17 protein-coding genes are annotated in these 16,606 nt (G+C 40.0%); 14 read left to right on the top strand and 3 right to left on the bottom strand.

Annotated elements, in window-relative coordinates:
• Positions 1–4: 4 nt before the first annotated feature.
• The 9 genes from FY048_RS14255 to FY048_RS14215 all read left to right on the top strand — a co-directional run bounded on the left by FY048_RS14255 (position 5) and on the right by FY048_RS14215 (position 8,513).
• Positions 5–418, top strand: coding sequence for an RcnB family protein (locus tag FY048_RS14255; RefSeq protein WP_004795500.1), 414 nt, complete (start codon positions 5–7; stop codon positions 416–418).
• Between the two features lie 240 nt (positions 419–658).
• Complete coding sequence (locus FY048_RS14250; protein ID WP_446091571.1) at positions 659–988, top strand: RcnB family protein; 330 nt, start codon at positions 659–661, stop codon at positions 986–988.
• Positions 989–1,108: 120 nt separating this feature from the next.
• On the top strand, positions 1,109–2,464 hold the full coding sequence (argA, locus tag FY048_RS14245; protein WP_446091570.1) for an amino-acid N-acetyltransferase: 1,356 nt from the start codon (positions 1,109–1,111) through the stop codon (positions 2,462–2,464).
• Positions 2,465–2,798: 334 nt separating this feature from the next.
• Complete coding sequence (locus tag FY048_RS14240; RefSeq protein ID WP_446091569.1) at positions 2,799–3,767, top strand: sulfonate ABC transporter substrate-binding protein; 969 nt, start codon at positions 2,799–2,801, stop codon at positions 3,765–3,767.
• Between the two features lie 72 nt (positions 3,768–3,839).
• Complete coding sequence (locus FY048_RS14235; RefSeq protein WP_446091568.1) at positions 3,840–4,823, top strand: sulfonate ABC transporter substrate-binding protein; 984 nt, start codon at positions 3,840–3,842, stop codon at positions 4,821–4,823.
• Between the two features lie 26 nt (positions 4,824–4,849).
• Complete coding sequence (gene ssuD / locus FY048_RS14230; RefSeq protein WP_446091567.1) at positions 4,850–6,025, top strand: FMNH2-dependent alkanesulfonate monooxygenase; 1,176 nt, start codon at positions 4,850–4,852, stop codon at positions 6,023–6,025.
• Complete coding sequence (ssuC, locus tag FY048_RS14225) at positions 6,022–6,819, top strand: aliphatic sulfonate ABC transporter permease SsuC (protein WP_016139693.1); 798 nt, start codon at positions 6,022–6,024, stop codon at positions 6,817–6,819. Before ssuD ends, ssuC begins: the two co-directional genes overlap by 4 nt.
• A 13-nt stretch (positions 6,820–6,832) precedes the next feature.
• Positions 6,833–7,633 carry an ABC transporter ATP-binding protein gene (locus FY048_RS14220; RefSeq protein ID WP_016139694.1) on the top strand — a complete coding sequence of 267 codons (801 nt, stop codon included), beginning with the start codon at positions 6,833–6,835 and terminating at the stop codon, positions 7,631–7,633.
• 259 nt (positions 7,634–7,892) lie between these two features.
• Entirely contained in the window at positions 7,893–8,513 is a 621-nt protein-coding gene (locus FY048_RS14215) for a TetR family transcriptional regulator C-terminal domain-containing protein (protein WP_016139695.1), read from the top strand.
• A gap of 36 nt (positions 8,514–8,549) precedes the next feature.
• Here FY048_RS14215 and FY048_RS14210 read toward each other — a convergent pair whose 3' ends face one another.
• Positions 8,550–9,116, bottom strand: a complete 567-nt coding sequence (locus FY048_RS14210; protein ID WP_446091566.1) for a 5'-methylthioadenosine/S-adenosylhomocysteine nucleosidase family protein — start codon at positions 9,114–9,116, stop codon at positions 8,550–8,552.
• 80 nt (positions 9,117–9,196) lie between these two features.
• A complete protein-coding gene (locus FY048_RS14205) occupies positions 9,197–10,330 on the bottom strand; it encodes a TDT family transporter (RefSeq protein WP_446091565.1) in 1,134 nt (377 codons plus the stop codon).
• A gap of 207 nt (positions 10,331–10,537) precedes the next feature.
• Here FY048_RS14205 and ribF point away from each other — a divergent pair, with 207 nt between their 5' ends.
• The 5 genes from ribF (at position 10,538) to FY048_RS14180 (ending at position 16,124) form a co-directional block, all read left to right on the top strand.
• A complete protein-coding gene (gene ribF, locus FY048_RS14200; RefSeq protein ID WP_446091564.1) occupies positions 10,538–11,539 on the top strand; it encodes a bifunctional riboflavin kinase/FAD synthetase in 1,002 nt (333 codons plus the stop codon).
• A gap of 61 nt (positions 11,540–11,600) precedes the next feature.
• Positions 11,601–14,438, top strand: coding sequence for an isoleucine--tRNA ligase (gene ileS, locus FY048_RS14195; protein ID WP_446091563.1), 2,838 nt, complete (start codon positions 11,601–11,603; stop codon positions 14,436–14,438).
• Positions 14,431–14,961, top strand: a complete 531-nt coding sequence (lspA, locus tag FY048_RS14190) for a signal peptidase II (RefSeq protein ID WP_446091562.1) — start codon at positions 14,431–14,433, stop codon at positions 14,959–14,961. The genes ileS and lspA overlap by 8 nt, the downstream gene beginning before the upstream one ends.
• Position 14,962: 1 nt before the next feature.
• On the top strand, positions 14,963–15,445 hold the full coding sequence (locus tag FY048_RS14185; RefSeq protein WP_446091561.1) for an FKBP-type peptidyl-prolyl cis-trans isomerase: 483 nt from the start codon (positions 14,963–14,965) through the stop codon (positions 15,443–15,445).
• A gap of 136 nt (positions 15,446–15,581) precedes the next feature.
• Positions 15,582–16,124: an NADPH-dependent FMN reductase gene (locus FY048_RS14180; protein WP_446091560.1), complete on the top strand. Its 543-nt coding sequence runs from the start codon at positions 15,582–15,584 to the stop codon at positions 16,122–16,124.
• A 44-nt stretch (positions 16,125–16,168) separates the two neighbouring features.
• On the opposite strand, the gene FY048_RS14175 is transcribed toward FY048_RS14180, so the two are convergent.
• On the bottom strand, positions 16,169–16,480 hold the full coding sequence (locus FY048_RS14175) for an ankyrin repeat domain-containing protein (protein ID WP_446091559.1): 312 nt from the start codon (positions 16,478–16,480) through the stop codon (positions 16,169–16,171).
• Between the last annotated feature and the right edge of the window lie 126 nt (positions 16,481–16,606).

Genomic DNA, 16,606 nt, shown 5'->3' with positions numbered 1-16,606 from the left:
CATCATGAAAAAGTTGTTCACAATCTTAACCCTTTCCATAGCCGTATTAACCACAAGTATGGCGAGCTTTGCTGATCCTCCTTTTGACCGAGGCCATGGCCCCAAAGGTCCTAAAGGTGGAGGACCACGCGGTGAATGGAATGATCGTGGGCCAGGATTTGGACGTGATCATGATGAAGATCGTGTCCGTGACGAGCGTCGTATGCGCGAAGAACGTGGTTTTGAACGGTTGAAACAGCATCGCTGGCAGCCTGGCTATGTCATGCCACAGCACTACCGTGGGAATGGCTACAAAGTCGACTATAAAGACAGTAACTTGCCGAAACCAGACCGGAACCAACAATGGTACAAAATCAATAATGACTATATTTTAGTCGATACTGATTCTAATAGCATTGTTAGTATTCGTGGTTTTTAAAGCGATAGAACCTCGCTATCGCTAAACAAGAAGGATAAAGCCTCATGGTTTTATCCTTTTTTATTACTTATATATTTTAAAAATAAAAAGTTTTTTTATATTCTTACATTTCATATTTTCTTAATTTCTTCTTATTTCATCGTTAGTTTTCACATTTATTCTTCGTAGCCTCCACGATTTATCTGTAATTGTTCACTAGTCTTTAGTTATTGAAATTTAATTCATCATTAGAGGTTTACAATGAAAAAACTAACAACAGCGATTGTTCTTTCACTCAGTGGTTTAGTTGCAACAACGGCAATGGCAGCACCTAATGATCATAACTACCATGGCAACTACCAAAACCATGAAGTAAAAACCGTTACAGTGATTAAAAAGGATGACCATCGCAATGTGTGGCGAGCAGGTCAGGTGGTTCCACATGAATATCAACACTCACGTTATGTGATTGACTACCGTCAACATCAAAAATTAACTAAGCCAGGCCGCTACCAAAAATGGTACAAAGTGAACGGAAATTATGTACTGGTGAATGAACAAAGCCATAAAATCATCCGAGTGGTTCACTAATTTTAAAAAATTTAAACACCCAAACTTAGATTTGGGTGTTTTTTTATCTAAAACATGCGGCTTTAATCTTTTTTGTTTAGAATCATCTTTATATCTTTTTGCTGTTGATTCGAGATCGGTATGCCAAGCAAGTCTTTAGAAAAGTCGCATAATAACACCCAGCATTATGTACACTGGTTTCGACACTCAGCGCCCTACATTAATGCTCACCGCGATAAAACATTCGTATTGATGTTTGGTGGTGAAGCAGTCCGTCATCCTAATTTCGAACATATCATTCACGATATTGCGTTACTTCATTCTCTTGGTATTCGCTTAATTCTTGTGCACGGCGCACGTCCGCAAATTAATCAGAATCTTCAAGAAAAAGGAATTGAAACCCCTTTTTATGACAACAGCCGCATTACGACACGTGAATCTTTAAGCTGTGTCATGAGTGCAGTAGGTTCAATTCGCCTAGAAATTGAAGCATTGCTCTCTATGGGCTTAGCGAACTCACCCATGTACGGCGCTCGAATAGATGTGATATCGGGTAATTTTGTGACTGCTAAACCTTATGGCATTCGTGATGGCATGGATTTCCAGCTTACAGGTGAAGTTCGTTCAATAGACACCGATGCAATTGAACGACACCTTGATAATCATAATATTGTTTTACTGGGGCCAACAGGTTATTCCACTACAGGCGAAGTATTTAACTTGCGGGCAGAAGAAGTTGCGACCAAAACTGCAACTTATTTAAAAGCAGATAAACTGATTTTTCTTGGAGAGCAACAAGGTCTTCTGAATGAAGATGAACAAATATTACGTGAATTAAGCCCACATCAATTGGACTACTATATTCAACAATACCAAACCATTAGTCCAACGCTGACCCTACATTTGCAGCAAGCAAAAAAAGCGTCTTTATCAGGTGTACACCGCGTTCATCTCATTTCCTATGCCTATGATGGCGCCCTTCTCGAAGAGTTATTTACTCGAGATGGTATAGGCACCATGATTACCGATGCGCATTATGAAGAAGTTCGTACAGCTCATATTAAAGATGTGGGCGGTTTAATGAATTTATTGCGTCCTTTAGAAGAAGAAGGCATTTTGGTTTATCGTTCACGTGAACGTCTGGAGCAAGAAATCAGCCAGTTCGCTGTTATTGAACGCGACGGTATGATTTTAGCGTGTGCTGCGCTTTATCCAATTCCAACCGAGTTTAACGAAACTCGTTCTGCAGAAATTGCCTGCGTTGCAGTACATCCAAGTTATCGTAAATCAAACCGTGGCAGCCAAATTCTGCAATTCCTTGAAGAAAAGGCCAAAGAACAAGGTATTCGTCAATTATTCGTTTTAACAACGCGTACCGCTCACTGGTTTTTAGAACATGGTTTCCATCAGGTCAGTGTTGATGAGTTACCTAATGCCCGTCAGGCACTTTATAACTATCAAAGGAATTCTCTAGTCTTTAAGAAACTGCTTCCCTAGCCTTTGCTGTTTTTAAGATATTCTTATTTCAGATAAGCTTAGTTAAAAAAGTACATCCATAAACGCTATTAATTTATGGTTGTACTTTTTTAAAATCTCTATTTTTTAATGTTTTAATATTTTTTATTTTATTTACATCAACTTACTCATAATTCATTAAATATATTCCTCTTAGATAAATCACTTTTTTGCATAAGTTTATAGCCTATTGTTTTTAGCTTTTTTTTGCATAAATAAAGACCGAATACTTATTTTTTCTGAAATAAAAATCCCTTTAGGGTAGCTGCTCATCCAATTATTTTTTCTTTTTCTCTTTCGGGGAGCACGAAATCTCATGGCACTTTTCAATACCACTTCATGGGCAAAATATTCAGTCATCGCAGCCAGCCTTGCAGGAGTGATGATGTTAAGTGGTTGTGCCAAAAAAGAGGAACAGGCCACCACAACTTTAAATATTGGCTATCAAAAATATGGCATTCTTCCTATCTTAAAGGCTCGTGGTGACCTAGAAAAAGTACTAAAAGAACAAGGCGTGCAAGTAAAATGGGTTGAGTTTCCTGCTGGCCCTCAATTGCTTGAAGGCTTAAATGTAGGGAGCGTTTCACTCGGTGAAGCAGGTGAAGCACCACCCATCTTTGCTCAGGCGGCCAATCCAAATTTAGTCTATGTCGCAAACCAACCTGCTGCGCCAAAAGCCGAAGCATTATTGGTACAAAAAGACTCCCCAATTCACTCTATTAAAGATTTAAAAGGCAAACGTGTTGCTCTTAATAAGGGTTCGAATGTTCATTACCTATTATTAAAAGTTCTAGAAGCCAACAACTTAAGCTTAAGCGATATTCAACCAGTTTATTTACCACCATCAGACGCTCGTGCTGCCTTTGAAAAAGGTGCAGTAGATGCATGGGTCATTTGGGATCCGTTCTTTGCAGCAGCTGAACATCAAATTCAAGCTCGAGTTTTGGCAACAGGTGAAGATTTAGTAAGCAATCATCAGTTCTATCTAGCTGACCGTAAATTTGCAGAAAATAATCCGAAAGTTCTCAATACAGTTGTGCAAACCCTTAACCAGACCACTGAATGGGTGAGTTCACATCAGGATGAAGCTGCCAAGCTACTCGAAAAACCTACAGCACTTGAGTTTGATGTACTCAAAACGTCCATTTCACGTATGGGTTTTGGAGTTCAGCCAATCTCTGACAAGGTGGCACAAGAACAACAACAAGTAGCTGATGCCTTTTATGCGCAAAAGCTCATTCCTAACAAGCTCACTATTCAAGAAGCCATTTTAAAACTGAAATAAACCCAGCTTGGGCACGGCTTAAATAACGATATAAATGCTGTGCCGGACCTCAAGGGGAACAAGGATATCAATATGCAACATCAGTCATTATTTAATAAGAGTCAGTGGGCACAATTAGTTAAACGCATCAGTGCAGTCACTGTATTAGGTTTAACAATCGCAGCACCCGCTTGGGCAATTGATCCAACTGTAAAAGAACTTCGTATTGGTTTCCAAAAAAGTTCAATTAACTTTGCGATTGCCAAACAGCAAAAACTATTTGAACAAGAATTTCCAAATGCCAAAGTTACTTGGAATGAGTTCCCTGCAGGACCACAAATTTTAGAAGCTTTAGCTGTCGGTTCCCTTGATGTCGGAGTTACTGGGGACACTCCTCCAGTCTACGCACAAGCAGCTGGAAAGCCTTTATATTACATTGCCTATGAAGCAGCTAAACCACTAGCATCAGCAATTTTAGTTCCTAAAAACTCGCAGCTCAAACAACTTAAAGACCTTAAAGGTAAACGTATTGCGCTGCAAAAAGGTTCGAGTTCACATTACTTACTTGTGCAAGCTGTACGTAAAGCAGGCCTAAACTGGAGCGACATTACTCCGATCTGGCTTACACCTGCCGATGCTCGCGCAGCATTTCAAAAAGGTGCCGTTGATGCATGGGCAATTTGGGACCCTTACTTCGCTTCAGCACAACTAGAAGATCAAGCTCGTGTTCTTGCATCAGGTAAAGGCTTAAGCCCGAACTATACATTTTATTTAGCCGCTCCGGACTTTGTTAAACAACATCCGAAAGCTGTTTCTGGGCTCATCAAACAAATCAATCAAGCTGACAAATGGGTTCAAAGCCATCAAGCAGAAACGGCGACAGCCATTGGCCAAAGCACAGGACTGAAGCCTGCAACCAGTGACTTATTTATTAAACGCCGTCCTCGTCCTTCATCAGCCACTCCGCTGAACAGCAAAGTGATTGCTGAGCAGCAGCAACTCGCAGACATCTTTACTCAACAAGGCATCATTCCAAAACCAATCAGCATCAAACAAGCTGTTTGGATTGCCAAGTAATTTCAATAGACATATAGGTAATGCACATGAAAATTTTCTGGTTTATTCCTACCCACGGTGATAGTCGCTATTTAGGTACAAGTAAAGGCGCTCGTCAGGTTGACCATGCCTATATGAAGCAAATTGCTGTGGCAGTAGATAATTTGGGTTATGAAGGTGTACTTATTCCAACAGGTCGTTCATGTGAAGATCCTTGGATTACGGCGGCTAGCCTGATTGATGCAACTCAACACCTTAAATTCTTAGTTGCGTTACGTCCCGGTGTAACAACACCAGCATTAGCAGCTCGTATGGCTGCAACATTTGACCGCTTGTCGAATGGTCGCGTGTTACTCAACCTAGTGACTGGTGGTGATGAGGCCGAACTACGCGGCGATGGTTTATATGAAGATCACTCAACGCGTTATCAAACTGCCAATGAATATGTAAAAATTTGGCGTGAAATTTTGACGCGTTCACATACAGGTGAAGCTTTTACATTCCACGGTGAACGCTTACAAGTAGATGATGCAAAACTACTTTACCCACCTATGCAAAAGCCTTATCCACCACTTTGGTTTGGCGGCTCTTCAGAAGTCGCTGTCGATCTTGCAGCTGAGCAAGTCGATACTTACCTCACATGGGGTGAACCACCAGAAGCAGTTAAACAAAAGGTCGAACATGTTCGTGCCAAAGCTGAGGCTAAAGGTCGTAAATTAACTTATGGCATTCGCTTACATGTGATTGTTCGCGAAACCAACGAACAAGCTTGGGCAGCAGCGAACGAGCTTATCCAATATCTTGATGATGCAACTATTGCTGCGGCACAGAAAAAATTTGCGCAGATGGACTCTGTAGGTCAACAGCGTATGGCAGCTCTCCACGGCGGCAACCGTGACAAGCTTGAAGTATCTCCAAACCTTTGGGCAGGTATTGGTTTAGTCCGTGGTGGCGCTGGGACAGCACTTGTAGGTGACCCAGAAACAGTCGCTGCCCGCATTCAAGAATATGCTGACTTAGGTATTGATACTTTTATTTTCTCGGGCTATCCACATCTTGAAGAGTCAATCCGTTTTGCAGAATTAGTATTCCCGTTATTGCCAATCGAAACTCGCGCCAAACTTGCTCAGCCAAATTTAACCGGTCCATTCGGTGAAATTATTGCCAACAACTATGTTCCAGACGAGAAGAAGCAAAATGATTCCGTCAAGGAGCCTGCATGAGTAAAGATAAAAGTATTGTTTCACGTGGAACAAAACAAATCGGGCAGCATTTGCTGCCTTGGGTTTTCCCCATTGTTCTCTTGGTTGTTTGGCAAATTGCTTCAAGTTCAGGTCTTTTAGAAAGCCGCATTTTGCCAGCACCCACTGCCGTTGTTTCCGCTTTTTGGCACTTGCTCGTTAGCGGGGAATTATGGCATCACGTTAAGGTGAGTGCTGGTCGTGCTTTGCTTGGACTTTTGGTTGGTGGCGGTTTAGGTTTGCTCTTAGGTTTACTTAATGGCTCTTCACGCTTCGCCTCTACCCTGCTCGACACGACCTTGCAAATGATTCGTAACATCCCTGCATTAGCACTTATTCCACTTGTAATCTTGTGGTTCGGTATTGATGAAACAGCGAAATTATTCTTGGTCGCAGTAGGCGTTTTCTTCCCGATTTATATTAATACCTATCACGGTATTCGATCAGTTGACCCTCAATTGATCGAAATGGGTAAAAGTTATGGCCTTTCTCGCTGGCAGCTTTACAAAGAAATTATTCTTCCGGGTGCTATGCCTTCTATTTTAGTAGGTCTACGCTTTGCTTTAGGTTTGGTTTGGGTATTGCTCATTGTCGCTGAAACCATTTCGGCTCAAGCAGGTATTGGTTATATGACTATGAATGCACGTGAGTTTTTACAAACAGATGTCGTTCTGGTCGGTATTCTTCTTTACGCCTTACTAGGTAAACTGGCAGATGTTTTAGCACAGCTTTTAGAACGCTATTTACTACGTTGGCACTCTGGATATCAGAAATAAGGGAGCTTAGAACATGACAAATCTGAATTTAAATATTAATCAAAATGAAGTGCAGCTCATTCCTGAAAGTCCAGCAGAATCACAAGAACCGACATTAGGTGCAGAGATTCTGATTGAGCAACTTTATAAATTCTATGGCGAGGTAAAGGTCCTTGAAGATCTTGACCTACACATCCAGCCGGGTGAGTTTTTAGCAATTGTTGGTCGAAGTGGCTGTGGCAAAAGTACGTTACTACGTTTAATTGCCCAACTTGAAAAAGCCAGTTTTGGGGAAATCAAATTCAAATCTGCTCGACATTTGCGTGAAGGCATTACTAACGATGATATTCGAGTAATGTTCCAAGACCCACGCTTGCTTCCTTGGAGAAATATTCTTCAAAACGTTCAACTGGGTTTGCCTAAAGCTCAACATGCTTTAGCAGAAGAATTACTAGAAAAAGTGGGTTTAAAAGAGAAATCTGGACAATGGCCTTCTCAACTCTCAGGTGGCCAACGTCAGCGTACAGCCTTAGCACGTGCACTATCGCATACGCCACGCATTTTATTGCTTGATGAGCCTTTAGGTGCATTAGATGCTCTAACTCGGCTTGAGATGCAAAGCTTGATTGAGCGCTTGTGGAAAGAACAAGGTTTTACTGCCATTCTAGTGACACACGATGTAAGTGAAGCAGTGCAATTGGCCGACCGTATTATCTTATTAGATAAGGGTCAAATCGCTCAAAGTTTCCACGTTAATTTGCCACGTCCCCGTAAAAAAAGTATTAGTTTTTCCCAACTTGAGCAACAAGTACTCGATGCAGTTCTGGCAACTTAAGGTTGCGATAAAGAATGAGAACTGTTCAACCGAAAAATGCCCAATTTACGAGCAATAAAACTGCTGTTTTATTGCTCTTTTTTAGAGCAAAATTTAAAAAATATTTTTAAGAATAACAATAAACTAGTGAATCTCTCTATTTTTTGCACAATAGTATATCTATTACGCAATTAACTAGCCGTTTTTTGATTAAAAAAGCAAGACACCTGTGCACAAATCAAACAATTTACCTTACAATGGGAATACTATTTTTTTAATTATGCAGCAGATGGAACAAAAAAAGAGTACCCAAAAGCGCAATCAGCTTCTTGCTGCCGCCCTTGACGTATTTTCAGTCTATGGGTTCACTGGCGCAAGTCTGGATGAAATTGCCCAACTCGCCGACATGCATAAGTCGAATATTTTCTATTACTACGAAAATAAAGAGTCTTTATACGTAGAAGTGCTCACAACTGTTTTACAAAAATGGTTGGCTCCCTTACAAACTTTAGAGTCTGAATTAGAACCAGCCGAAGCCTTAACTCACTATTTAATACAAAAAATCGAACTGTCTCGTAGCCAACCGAAAGCATCTAGATTGTTTGCATTAGAAATAATTCAAGGCGCTCCGCATATTTTACCTATACTCAAAGGGCCATTAAAAAAACTATTTAAGCGCAAAGCTAAAGTCATTCAGACTTGGCAAGAAGAAGGGAAGATTTCACCAGATATCGACCCAGAATTATTAATCTTAAACATTTGGGGCCTTACGCAAAACTATGCAGATTTTGCAACCCAAATGGAAATGGTGACTGGAAAAACACTTCGTAACCGAAGCATGTTCCAACGCTCAATTGAGCATACAGTCCACCTGATGCTCTACGGCGTATTGCCTCGCTAAAACAAAAAAAAGATCGGCAAATTTGCCGATCTTTTTTTAGAAATGATTTTGATAAAGCGCCAAAAGTTTTTGGGCACCTAATAATAAATTTTCTTCCCAATCCACATGTGCAGTGTCATCCGCCCCATCAGTAATATACTTCACCGAAATCAGGCGTACGCCTAGCTTATGGCAGACTTTGGCTAAGGCATAGCCTTCCATATCCACCACATCACAAGCTACTTTTGGCTGTCCCGTTTCAAATGAATCGCCAGTTCCGCAAACTGCTTTTGGCAAATCAACAAAATGGGGGGGAAGATGAATCTCTGCCGCCAAGTGATCATCTAATGGCGTTACACCAACTTCAAACCCTAAAGGTGAAACATCCATATCACGTTGGACAAAAGTCTTTACTTCGACTAAATCATGTCGATTAAATGCAGAGCTTCCAGCTGTACCTAGATTAATTAAAGTTTTACATCCAGTTTTTTGAATAACCTCAAATGCTTTAAAGGCAGCATTAATCTTACCAATACCACTGTAATGGACTTCAACACCTGCTTGTTCAAACAAACCTTTAGATTCATTAGGAAGTGCCATAATTAAAGCAATATCAGTGTTCATTCAAAAAGCTCAAATCAAAATTAAATAAATTAGCAAATAAGTATAAATCAGGTGCAAAAGCTTTTTGCACCTTTTCACCACTACTGCATTTTTTGTTGTAAGGCGATTAAACACGGAGAAAAGAACAGTTGGCCACTATATGCGCCTGCTAGCGTTTTCTTCATTACCACACCCCACATCGTCAATAATAAAAGACTCAATGCCACCGCAACGTATTGTAAAAAGACAATTTCGACCTGATGCCCTAAATTAAATAGCGCCAAAATAAATACGCCTAATGGAAAGGTTAAGCCCCACCAACCTAAGTTAAATGGAATACCTGTCTTTGCATGGCGAAGCGTTGTTAAAATCGCAAGACCCAACCACCATAACCCGAAGCCTAAAAGCACGAGACTGCCCACAATTCCTAAAGCTTGAAAGACATTCGCAAATTGGTGAAATCCTACATTTGGCGCCACTCTTTGGGCTTGCTCACCTAGTAACAATAAACCTAATGCACCAGTACCAATCGGGCCTAAAGAAAGCCAGCTAGAAATTGCGACTTCCTTTTCAGGTAATTGATGCAAAGCCATACGCAACATTAGAATTGTCAAAATAGCAAACGCTGGTAAAACAGAAATTCCCCAAAGTACGTAGCCAGCCATTAATAAATGAAAGCTATGTAAATCTGCTGGTAAATGAGCGACTAACATGCCAGCAGAACTTGCTGCTACTTCACAGGCAACCACAGGTAATAGCCAGATTGCGGTCATGGTATGTAGCTGATGATTCTGACGGCTAAACATACAAAACGGCACGATCCACGCAATTGATAGTGCTAAAAAGACATCGACGTACCATAAAGCTTGAGCAATATGTATCGCAACTTCACCGTAAAGCCCGACACCGAAGCTTAAAAAGCCATTCAATATTGTAGCCAATCCCATCGGAATAGCCCCTAAAAACAAGCTCATATTGGGATGGTTAAATATTTGCTTCGCTTCATGGGAGAAAAGAAACCACCGCAATAAATAGAGAGCAGAAAAAACGCTGAATAAAACAATATTAAATTGCCATAACAAAGTTGCTAGCGTGAATAAAAATGATTGAGCGAATGGAAGCTGAATTAAAATCATACTGACCACACCAGTACCCATAGTCGCTGTAAACCAATTTGGAGTAAAATGTCGTATAACATCTTTGCTATGATTTAATTGGTAAAAAGGTTTTTTCATCTTAGTTCTCTAATCAAAGAGTGGATAAAGATATAGTAGAGCAAACCATTAATAAGAAAAATTGATTTATTTTTATTTAATTCATCAATATTTTAGATATGTAAATATTCATATTGAAAAATAACTGAGTAAAAACACAACAACAAGACGAATCTGTGAGATTATGGCAATATATAGCCCTTGCAAAAATAGCCATATTTTAAGTTCATGAAACTGCTTCGTCTTAATGCGTTATCGCCCAATTTTCAGTTACCTCAAACAGCGGTAACTATTGGTAATTTTGATGGTGTCCATTTAGGTCACCAAGCGATGATTGCTCAACTCAAAAAAATTGCTGCAGCACAAGGCTTAAAAACATTGGTTATGATTTTTGAGCCACAACCTCTTGAATTCTTTAAAGGCTACGATGCCCCTCCTCGTATTAATTCACTACGAGAAAAAGTTGAATACCTAGCTGAGCTTGGGGTTGATTACATTGCAGTTGCTAAATTTGATGAGCATTTCCGTAGCCTGAGCGCGTCAGCCTTTGCAAACTTATTAAAAGATAAATTAAACGCGCAAACTTTGGTTTTAGGAGATGACTTTCATTTCGGTAAAGACCGTCAAGGCAACAGCGAGTTTTTAAAAGATTACGGATTTGGGGTCACAAATCTACATACGATTGAACTTGAAGGTGAACGCGTAAGTTCAACTCGTATCCGCCAAGTGCTTCAGGTAGGAAATCTTGCCTTAGCTGCTAAATTATTAGGTCGTCCTTACAGTATTACCGGACGTGTCCAATATGGCGACCAGATTGGCCGAACTCTCGATTTTCCAACCATTAACGTTCGTCTCAACCGCCACAAGCCCTGTTTAAATGGGATTTATGGTGTTGAAGTCATTTGTGAAACAACTTCACTCACTCAAAAAGTGCGTCAAGATACACCTGAAAAACCGGGAATTGCCGGATATTATGAAAATAGCCTATATGGCGCGGGGCATGTCGGTACACGTCCAGCCATTCAGCAAGAACATCCAGAGTGGAGATTAGAAGTACATTTCCCTGATGTTTCTGCTAATCTGTATGGCTTATTTATGCGGGTGACTTTCCTTCACTATCTTCATGGTGAATTGAACTACCCTTCGCTTGAAGCACTTAAGGCAGGAATTGATAATGACGTGCAGCAGTTACGACAATACCGTAACGACACGACACAATTTCCTTTTTAATTCGAATTTTGATTGTAAAACATGTCGGCTCCCAAGCTGATTAAACTGGATGAAAACTTGCATGAGCGATAAGCAAACTCCTGAGAATGCAGTGGACTACAAAGCCACGCTAAACCTGCCAGATACTCAATTTGCAATGAAAGCAAATTTGGCAGTACGTGAAGTGAAATGGTTAGAAGAGTGGTATACCGACAACATTTATCAGCAGATTCGTGCATCGCGTATTGGCAAGAAAAAATATATTTTGCACGATGGCCCTCCATATGCGAACGGTACAATTCATTTAGGTCACGCAGTCAATAAAGTACTCAAAGACGTGATTGTAAAAAGCCGTACTTTGGCTGGTTTCGATGCACCTTATGTTCCAGGTTGGGACTGTCATGGCTTACCAATCGAGCTAAAAGTTGAAGAAAAAGTAGGTAAAGTTGGCGAAAAAGTTGACGCAGCGACTTTCCGTAAACTCTGCCGTGAATATGCTCTAAAACAAATTGATTTACAGCGTACTGACTTTAAACGTCTTGGTATTTTAGGTGATTGGGATAATCCTTATCTCACCATGAACTATAAACAAGAAGCCGATATTGTTCGTACTTTAGGTTTAATCCAGAAAAATGGTCATATCCAGCCGGGCTTAAAGCCAGTGAACTGGTGTATGGACTGTGGTTCAGCACTTGCTGAAGCTGAAGTTGAATACGAAGATAAAAAATCTGACGCAATTGACGTTGGTTTTGGTGTTGTAGATCTAAAAGATTTAAGTGCCCGTTTAAACGTAGAAGTTCAAGACCCAACAGATATCGTGATCTGGACGACTACACCGTGGACATTACCAGCTAACCAAGCGGTTGCATTGCATGCCGAAATTGAATATCAATTGGTACAAGTAACTACTGAGCGCGGTAAGCAAAACTTCATTCTTGCTAAAGACTTAGTCGCTTCAGCAATTGAACGTTATAAACTTGAAAATCCAGTAGTTTTAGCAGACTTTACTGGTAACAAACTTGAAAACCTTACATTACAACACCCACTACTCACTGATCGACAAGTTCCAGTGATTTTAGGTGAACACGTTATCGCAACAAGCGGTACAGGTGCAGTACATACAGCGCCTGGCCATGGTGCAGACGACTATAAAGTAGGTCTTCAATACAACCTTACAGTAGATAATCCAGTGGGTGGTAACGGTGTTTATTTACCAACTGCTCCAATCTATGCTGGTGAGCACATCTATAAAGCCAATCCAAAGATTATCGAAGCTTTGGGCGCTGTAGGCCGTTTATGGGCGCATCAACCAATCAAACACAGCTACCCACACTGCTGGCGTCACAAAACTCCTATTATCTTCCGTGCAACCCCACAATGGTTCATTAACATGGATCAAAAAGGTTTACGTGAAGGTGCGCTTAACGCGATTGAAAATGATATCGAGTTTGTACCGAACTGGGGTAAAAACCGTATTGAGTCAATGATTGAAGGTCGTCCGGACTGGTGTATCTCACGTCAACGTACTTGGGGTGTTCCAATTCCTTTCTTTGTTCATAAAGATACGAACGAATTACACCCTCGTACACCTGAACTTATCGAAGAAGTTGCTCAACTGATCGAACTAGAAGGTATCGAAGCATGGTTCAAACGTGAAGCAAAAGACTTCATTGGTGAAGATGCTGCACAATATAACGCTATCCGCGATACGCTTGATGTATGGTTCGACTCTGGTACAACGCATTATGCTGTACTTGAGCAACGTGAAGAATTAGAAAGTCCTGCAGATTTATATTTAGAAGGTTCAGACCAACATCGTGGTTGGTTCCAGTCTTCTTTATTAACGTCTATGGCGATTCACAATCGTGCACCATATAAAGCCTTGTTAACCCATGGTTTTACAGTGGATGAAAATGGTCGTAAGTTATCGAAATCTTTAGGCAACTACATTCCGCTTGAAGAAATCATCAAACAGCTTGGTGCTGATGGTTTACGTTTATATGTAGCTTCTAGTGACTATCGCTATGAAATTGCAGCATCTAAAGAAATCTTTAGCCGTGTAAGTGATAGCTACCGTCGTATTCGTAATACATTACGTTTCTTGCTTGCTAACCTAAATGGTTTCAAACCGAGCACAGATGCTTTAGCTATCGATGACTTAATTGCTCTAGATCAATACATCTTGCAGCGTGCAAATGAAGTACAACAAACGATTATCACTGCCTATGAAGAAATGAACTTCCATGTGGTATGTAGTGCGTTAACAAGCTTCTGTATTAATGACTTAGGTGGTTTCTACCTAGACATTATCAAAGACCGTCAGTACACCACTAAAGCGGACTCTCAGGCACGTCGTTCTGCACAAACAGCGCTTTACCATATTGTTCAAGCGTTTATCCGTTGGATGAGCCCAATCTTAAGCTTTACCGCTCAAGAAGCTTGGCCACTCATTCCAGAACAAACTGAAAAGTATGTATTTACTTCAGAATGGTATGACTTACCTGTTTCATCAAAAGCAAACCTGCTTTCTGAAGAAGATTGGCAAACATTGATTAGCGTAAAATCTGCAGTAAATAAACAGATTGAAGCAGCTCGTAACGCTAAACTTGTCGGCAGTAATCTTTCAGCCAAAGTTGAACTTTGGGCAAATGAATCATTACAAACAGTTTTAAACCAACTGGCTGATGAACTCCGTTTTGTTCTTATTACTTCAGAAGTAATAGTACATGCATTTGCTGAGCAAGGTGAAGCAACTGAAATGGAAGGCTTACGTGTACAAATATCTGCAGCTGAAGGTGAAAAATGCGCACGTTGCTGGCATGTCCTTCCAGATGTAAATACACATGCCGATCATCCAGGTTTATGTGGTCGTTGTATTGTGAACGTCACTGGTCGTGGCGAAGTGAGAAAATATGCCTAATTCACAAGCTAAAAAAGGCTTATTCCAGTTTTATCCACACAACTTAATTTGGCTTGGACTTTCTATCCTTGCCATTGTGTTGGATCAATGGACAAAATGGATTGCAAGTACACATCTGAACTACGCAGATCCGGTGCCTGTGCTTCCATTTTTAAACTGGACACTATTACATAACTATGGTGCAGCCTTTAGCTTTTTATCTGATGCGGGAGGATGGCAACGCTATTTCTTCACATCTTTAGCAGGCTTAGTTTCAATCCTTTTTGTATTTTGGTTGCTTCGTATGCCTAAAAAGATGGTGGTGCTACCTGTAGCCATCGCTTTAATTTTAGGTGGAGCTTTAGGCAATTTAATTGACCGTATTACCCTAGGTTATGTGGTCGATTTTATTCATGTTTATTATCAAAATCATCACTTTCCAGCTTTTAATATTGCGGACAGTGCTATTACCTTAGGTACCATCTTGCTACTCATTGATACATTCTTCCTTGAGAAGCAACGCAACCAAAATTCGGATGCATAATATGACCGAAATTATCCAACCTAACGAAGAAATTCGTATTACAGACGGCTCTAAAGTCGATCTACACTTTTCCGTCGCTATTGAAAATGGTGTAGAAATCGATAATACACGTAACCGTGAAGAACCTGTTACCTTGACTATTGGTGACGGAAATCTTTTACCAGGCTTTGAAAAAGCATTATTTGGTTTACGTGCTGGTGACCGTCGTACAGTACATCTTCCGCCAGAAGATGCATTTGGTCCATGGAATCCGGAAAATATTCAAACTTTCGATACAGTTAAGTTTGAACAACGCCCGATTCCTGGTCACATGATCGAATTTGAAGATAAGGCAAAAACTACGTTATTTGGTGTAGTGAAGTCGGTTAATGATGACATTACAGAGATTGATTTTAATCACCCTTTAGCTGGGAAGAACATTACCTTTGAAGTAGAAATATTCAAGGTAACTCCCGAAGGCCAACAAGGCGTTAAACTCATGTAAATAAAAAGCCCTCTGAATGAGGGCTTTTTTTTATTGAATTTTTTATTGATAACATAAGAATCCTTACAAATTCTATATTCTCAGCTACCCATATAATGAATTAAGTTATAAGTATAAAAATCCTTAGGAAAAATACATGCTGGTCTATATTGTCGTAGGAAGTGTTCGTGAAGGACGTACAGCAATTAAAATTGCCAATTGGCTAGAATCAACAATTCCAACATTGGGTCTAAATGATTTCCAAACCGAAGTAGTCGATTTAAAAGAATGGGATTTACCTCTATTTTCAGGCTCTCACCCACCCGCTACCGGAATTTATGATCAACCTAAACAACAAGAATGGGCAGACAAAATTGCTCAAGCAGATGCTTTTATCTTTATTAGCCCAGAATACAACCATGGTTACAGTCCAGCCTTAAAAAATGCTCTAGACTATGTTGGTAAAGAATGGAGCAATAAACCCGCTGCATTTATTGGTTATGGTTCAACGAATGGTTCTCGCTCTATTAGCCAAATACGTCAAGTCACCTCAAGTTTAAGTATCATTGATCCCAATGCTGTAATAGAAATAAGAGATATCTTTAAACGCAATAAAGAGGAAAAATTCGAAGCTAATGAATTTGAAGTAAAAGGGCTTCAATCAATTGTTGAGAAACTACAGAAATATTATTTACCTTAAACTTTAAAAGGGCCTCTATAAACAAAATAAGAGGCCTTTTATTTTTATAAACTTTTTAAATAATTTACTACGTCTATATTACCAGCCATTTCTGCAAGCTGTAGCGCTGTATATTCGCTTTTATAAGCGACTTGAGCACCTTTTCCTACCAAGAGTTTAACTATCTCTAAATAATCATTTTCAGCGGCTGCTTGCAAAGCACTATAACCTTCATCATCTGCCTCATTAGGATCTTGTCCTTCTAAAAGTAATTGCTCTACTTTATTTAGATCACCTAAAGAAGCCCAATAAACCAATTCAGGAAGAAAGAGTTCTTCATCATCTTCTGGTATTGAAGAGAAGGAATTAATTTTCACGTAAACACCTAAAAATAAGAAGCTTCATCATTATATTCATAGAACACGGCTAGTATGCAAATCTGATTTTGGACCTATAATTTCATTGTCTTCTGTTGTCGCTGTTGCTTATTTAGGTCTTGGGCC

It is taken from the genome of Acinetobacter sp. 1124_18A (genome assembly GCF_052824995.1).
The sequence above is the reverse complement of the archived record's forward strand: the minus strand, read 5'-3'. Positions and strand labels throughout refer to the sequence as shown.

What these genes read in the sequence shown, in the direction of transcription:
- ribF (WP_446091564.1), top strand. Translation starts at nt 10,538, where the DNA reads ATGAAACTGCTTCGTCTTAATGCGTTATCGCCCAATTTTCAGTTACCT.
- ssuD (WP_446091567.1), top strand. Translation starts at nt 4,850, where the DNA reads ATGAAAATTTTCTGGTTTATTCCTACCCACGGTGATAGTCGCTATTTA.
- FY048_RS14180 (WP_446091560.1), top strand. Translation starts at nt 15,582, where the DNA reads ATGCTGGTCTATATTGTCGTAGGAAGTGTTCGTGAAGGACGTACAGCA.
- FY048_RS14250 (WP_446091571.1), top strand. Translation starts at nt 659, where the DNA reads ATGAAAAAACTAACAACAGCGATTGTTCTTTCACTCAGTGGTTTAGTT.
- FY048_RS14185 (WP_446091561.1), top strand. Translation starts at nt 14,963, where the DNA reads ATGACCGAAATTATCCAACCTAACGAAGAAATTCGTATTACAGACGGC.
- ssuC (WP_016139693.1), top strand. Translation starts at nt 6,022, where the DNA reads ATGAGTAAAGATAAAAGTATTGTTTCACGTGGAACAAAACAAATCGGG.
- lspA (WP_446091562.1), top strand. Translation starts at nt 14,431, where the DNA reads ATGCCTAATTCACAAGCTAAAAAAGGCTTATTCCAGTTTTATCCACAC.
- FY048_RS14215 (WP_016139695.1), top strand. Translation starts at nt 7,893, where the DNA reads ATGCAGCAGATGGAACAAAAAAAGAGTACCCAAAAGCGCAATCAGCTT.
- FY048_RS14255 (WP_004795500.1), top strand. Translation starts at nt 5, where the DNA reads ATGAAAAAGTTGTTCACAATCTTAACCCTTTCCATAGCCGTATTAACC.
- FY048_RS14235 (WP_446091568.1), top strand. Translation starts at nt 3,840, where the DNA reads ATGCAACATCAGTCATTATTTAATAAGAGTCAGTGGGCACAATTAGTT.
- FY048_RS14240 (WP_446091569.1), top strand. Translation starts at nt 2,799, where the DNA reads ATGGCACTTTTCAATACCACTTCATGGGCAAAATATTCAGTCATCGCA.
- argA (WP_446091570.1), top strand. Translation starts at nt 1,109, where the DNA reads ATGCCAAGCAAGTCTTTAGAAAAGTCGCATAATAACACCCAGCATTAT.
- FY048_RS14205 (WP_446091565.1), bottom strand. Translation starts at nt 10,330, where the DNA reads ATGAAAAAACCTTTTTACCAATTAAATCATAGCAAAGATGTTATACGA.
- FY048_RS14220 (WP_016139694.1), top strand. Translation starts at nt 6,833, where the DNA reads ATGACAAATCTGAATTTAAATATTAATCAAAATGAAGTGCAGCTCATT.
- FY048_RS14210 (WP_446091566.1), bottom strand. Translation starts at nt 9,116, where the DNA reads ATGAACACTGATATTGCTTTAATTATGGCACTTCCTAATGAATCTAAA.
- ileS (WP_446091563.1), top strand. Translation starts at nt 11,601, where the DNA reads ATGAGCGATAAGCAAACTCCTGAGAATGCAGTGGACTACAAAGCCACG.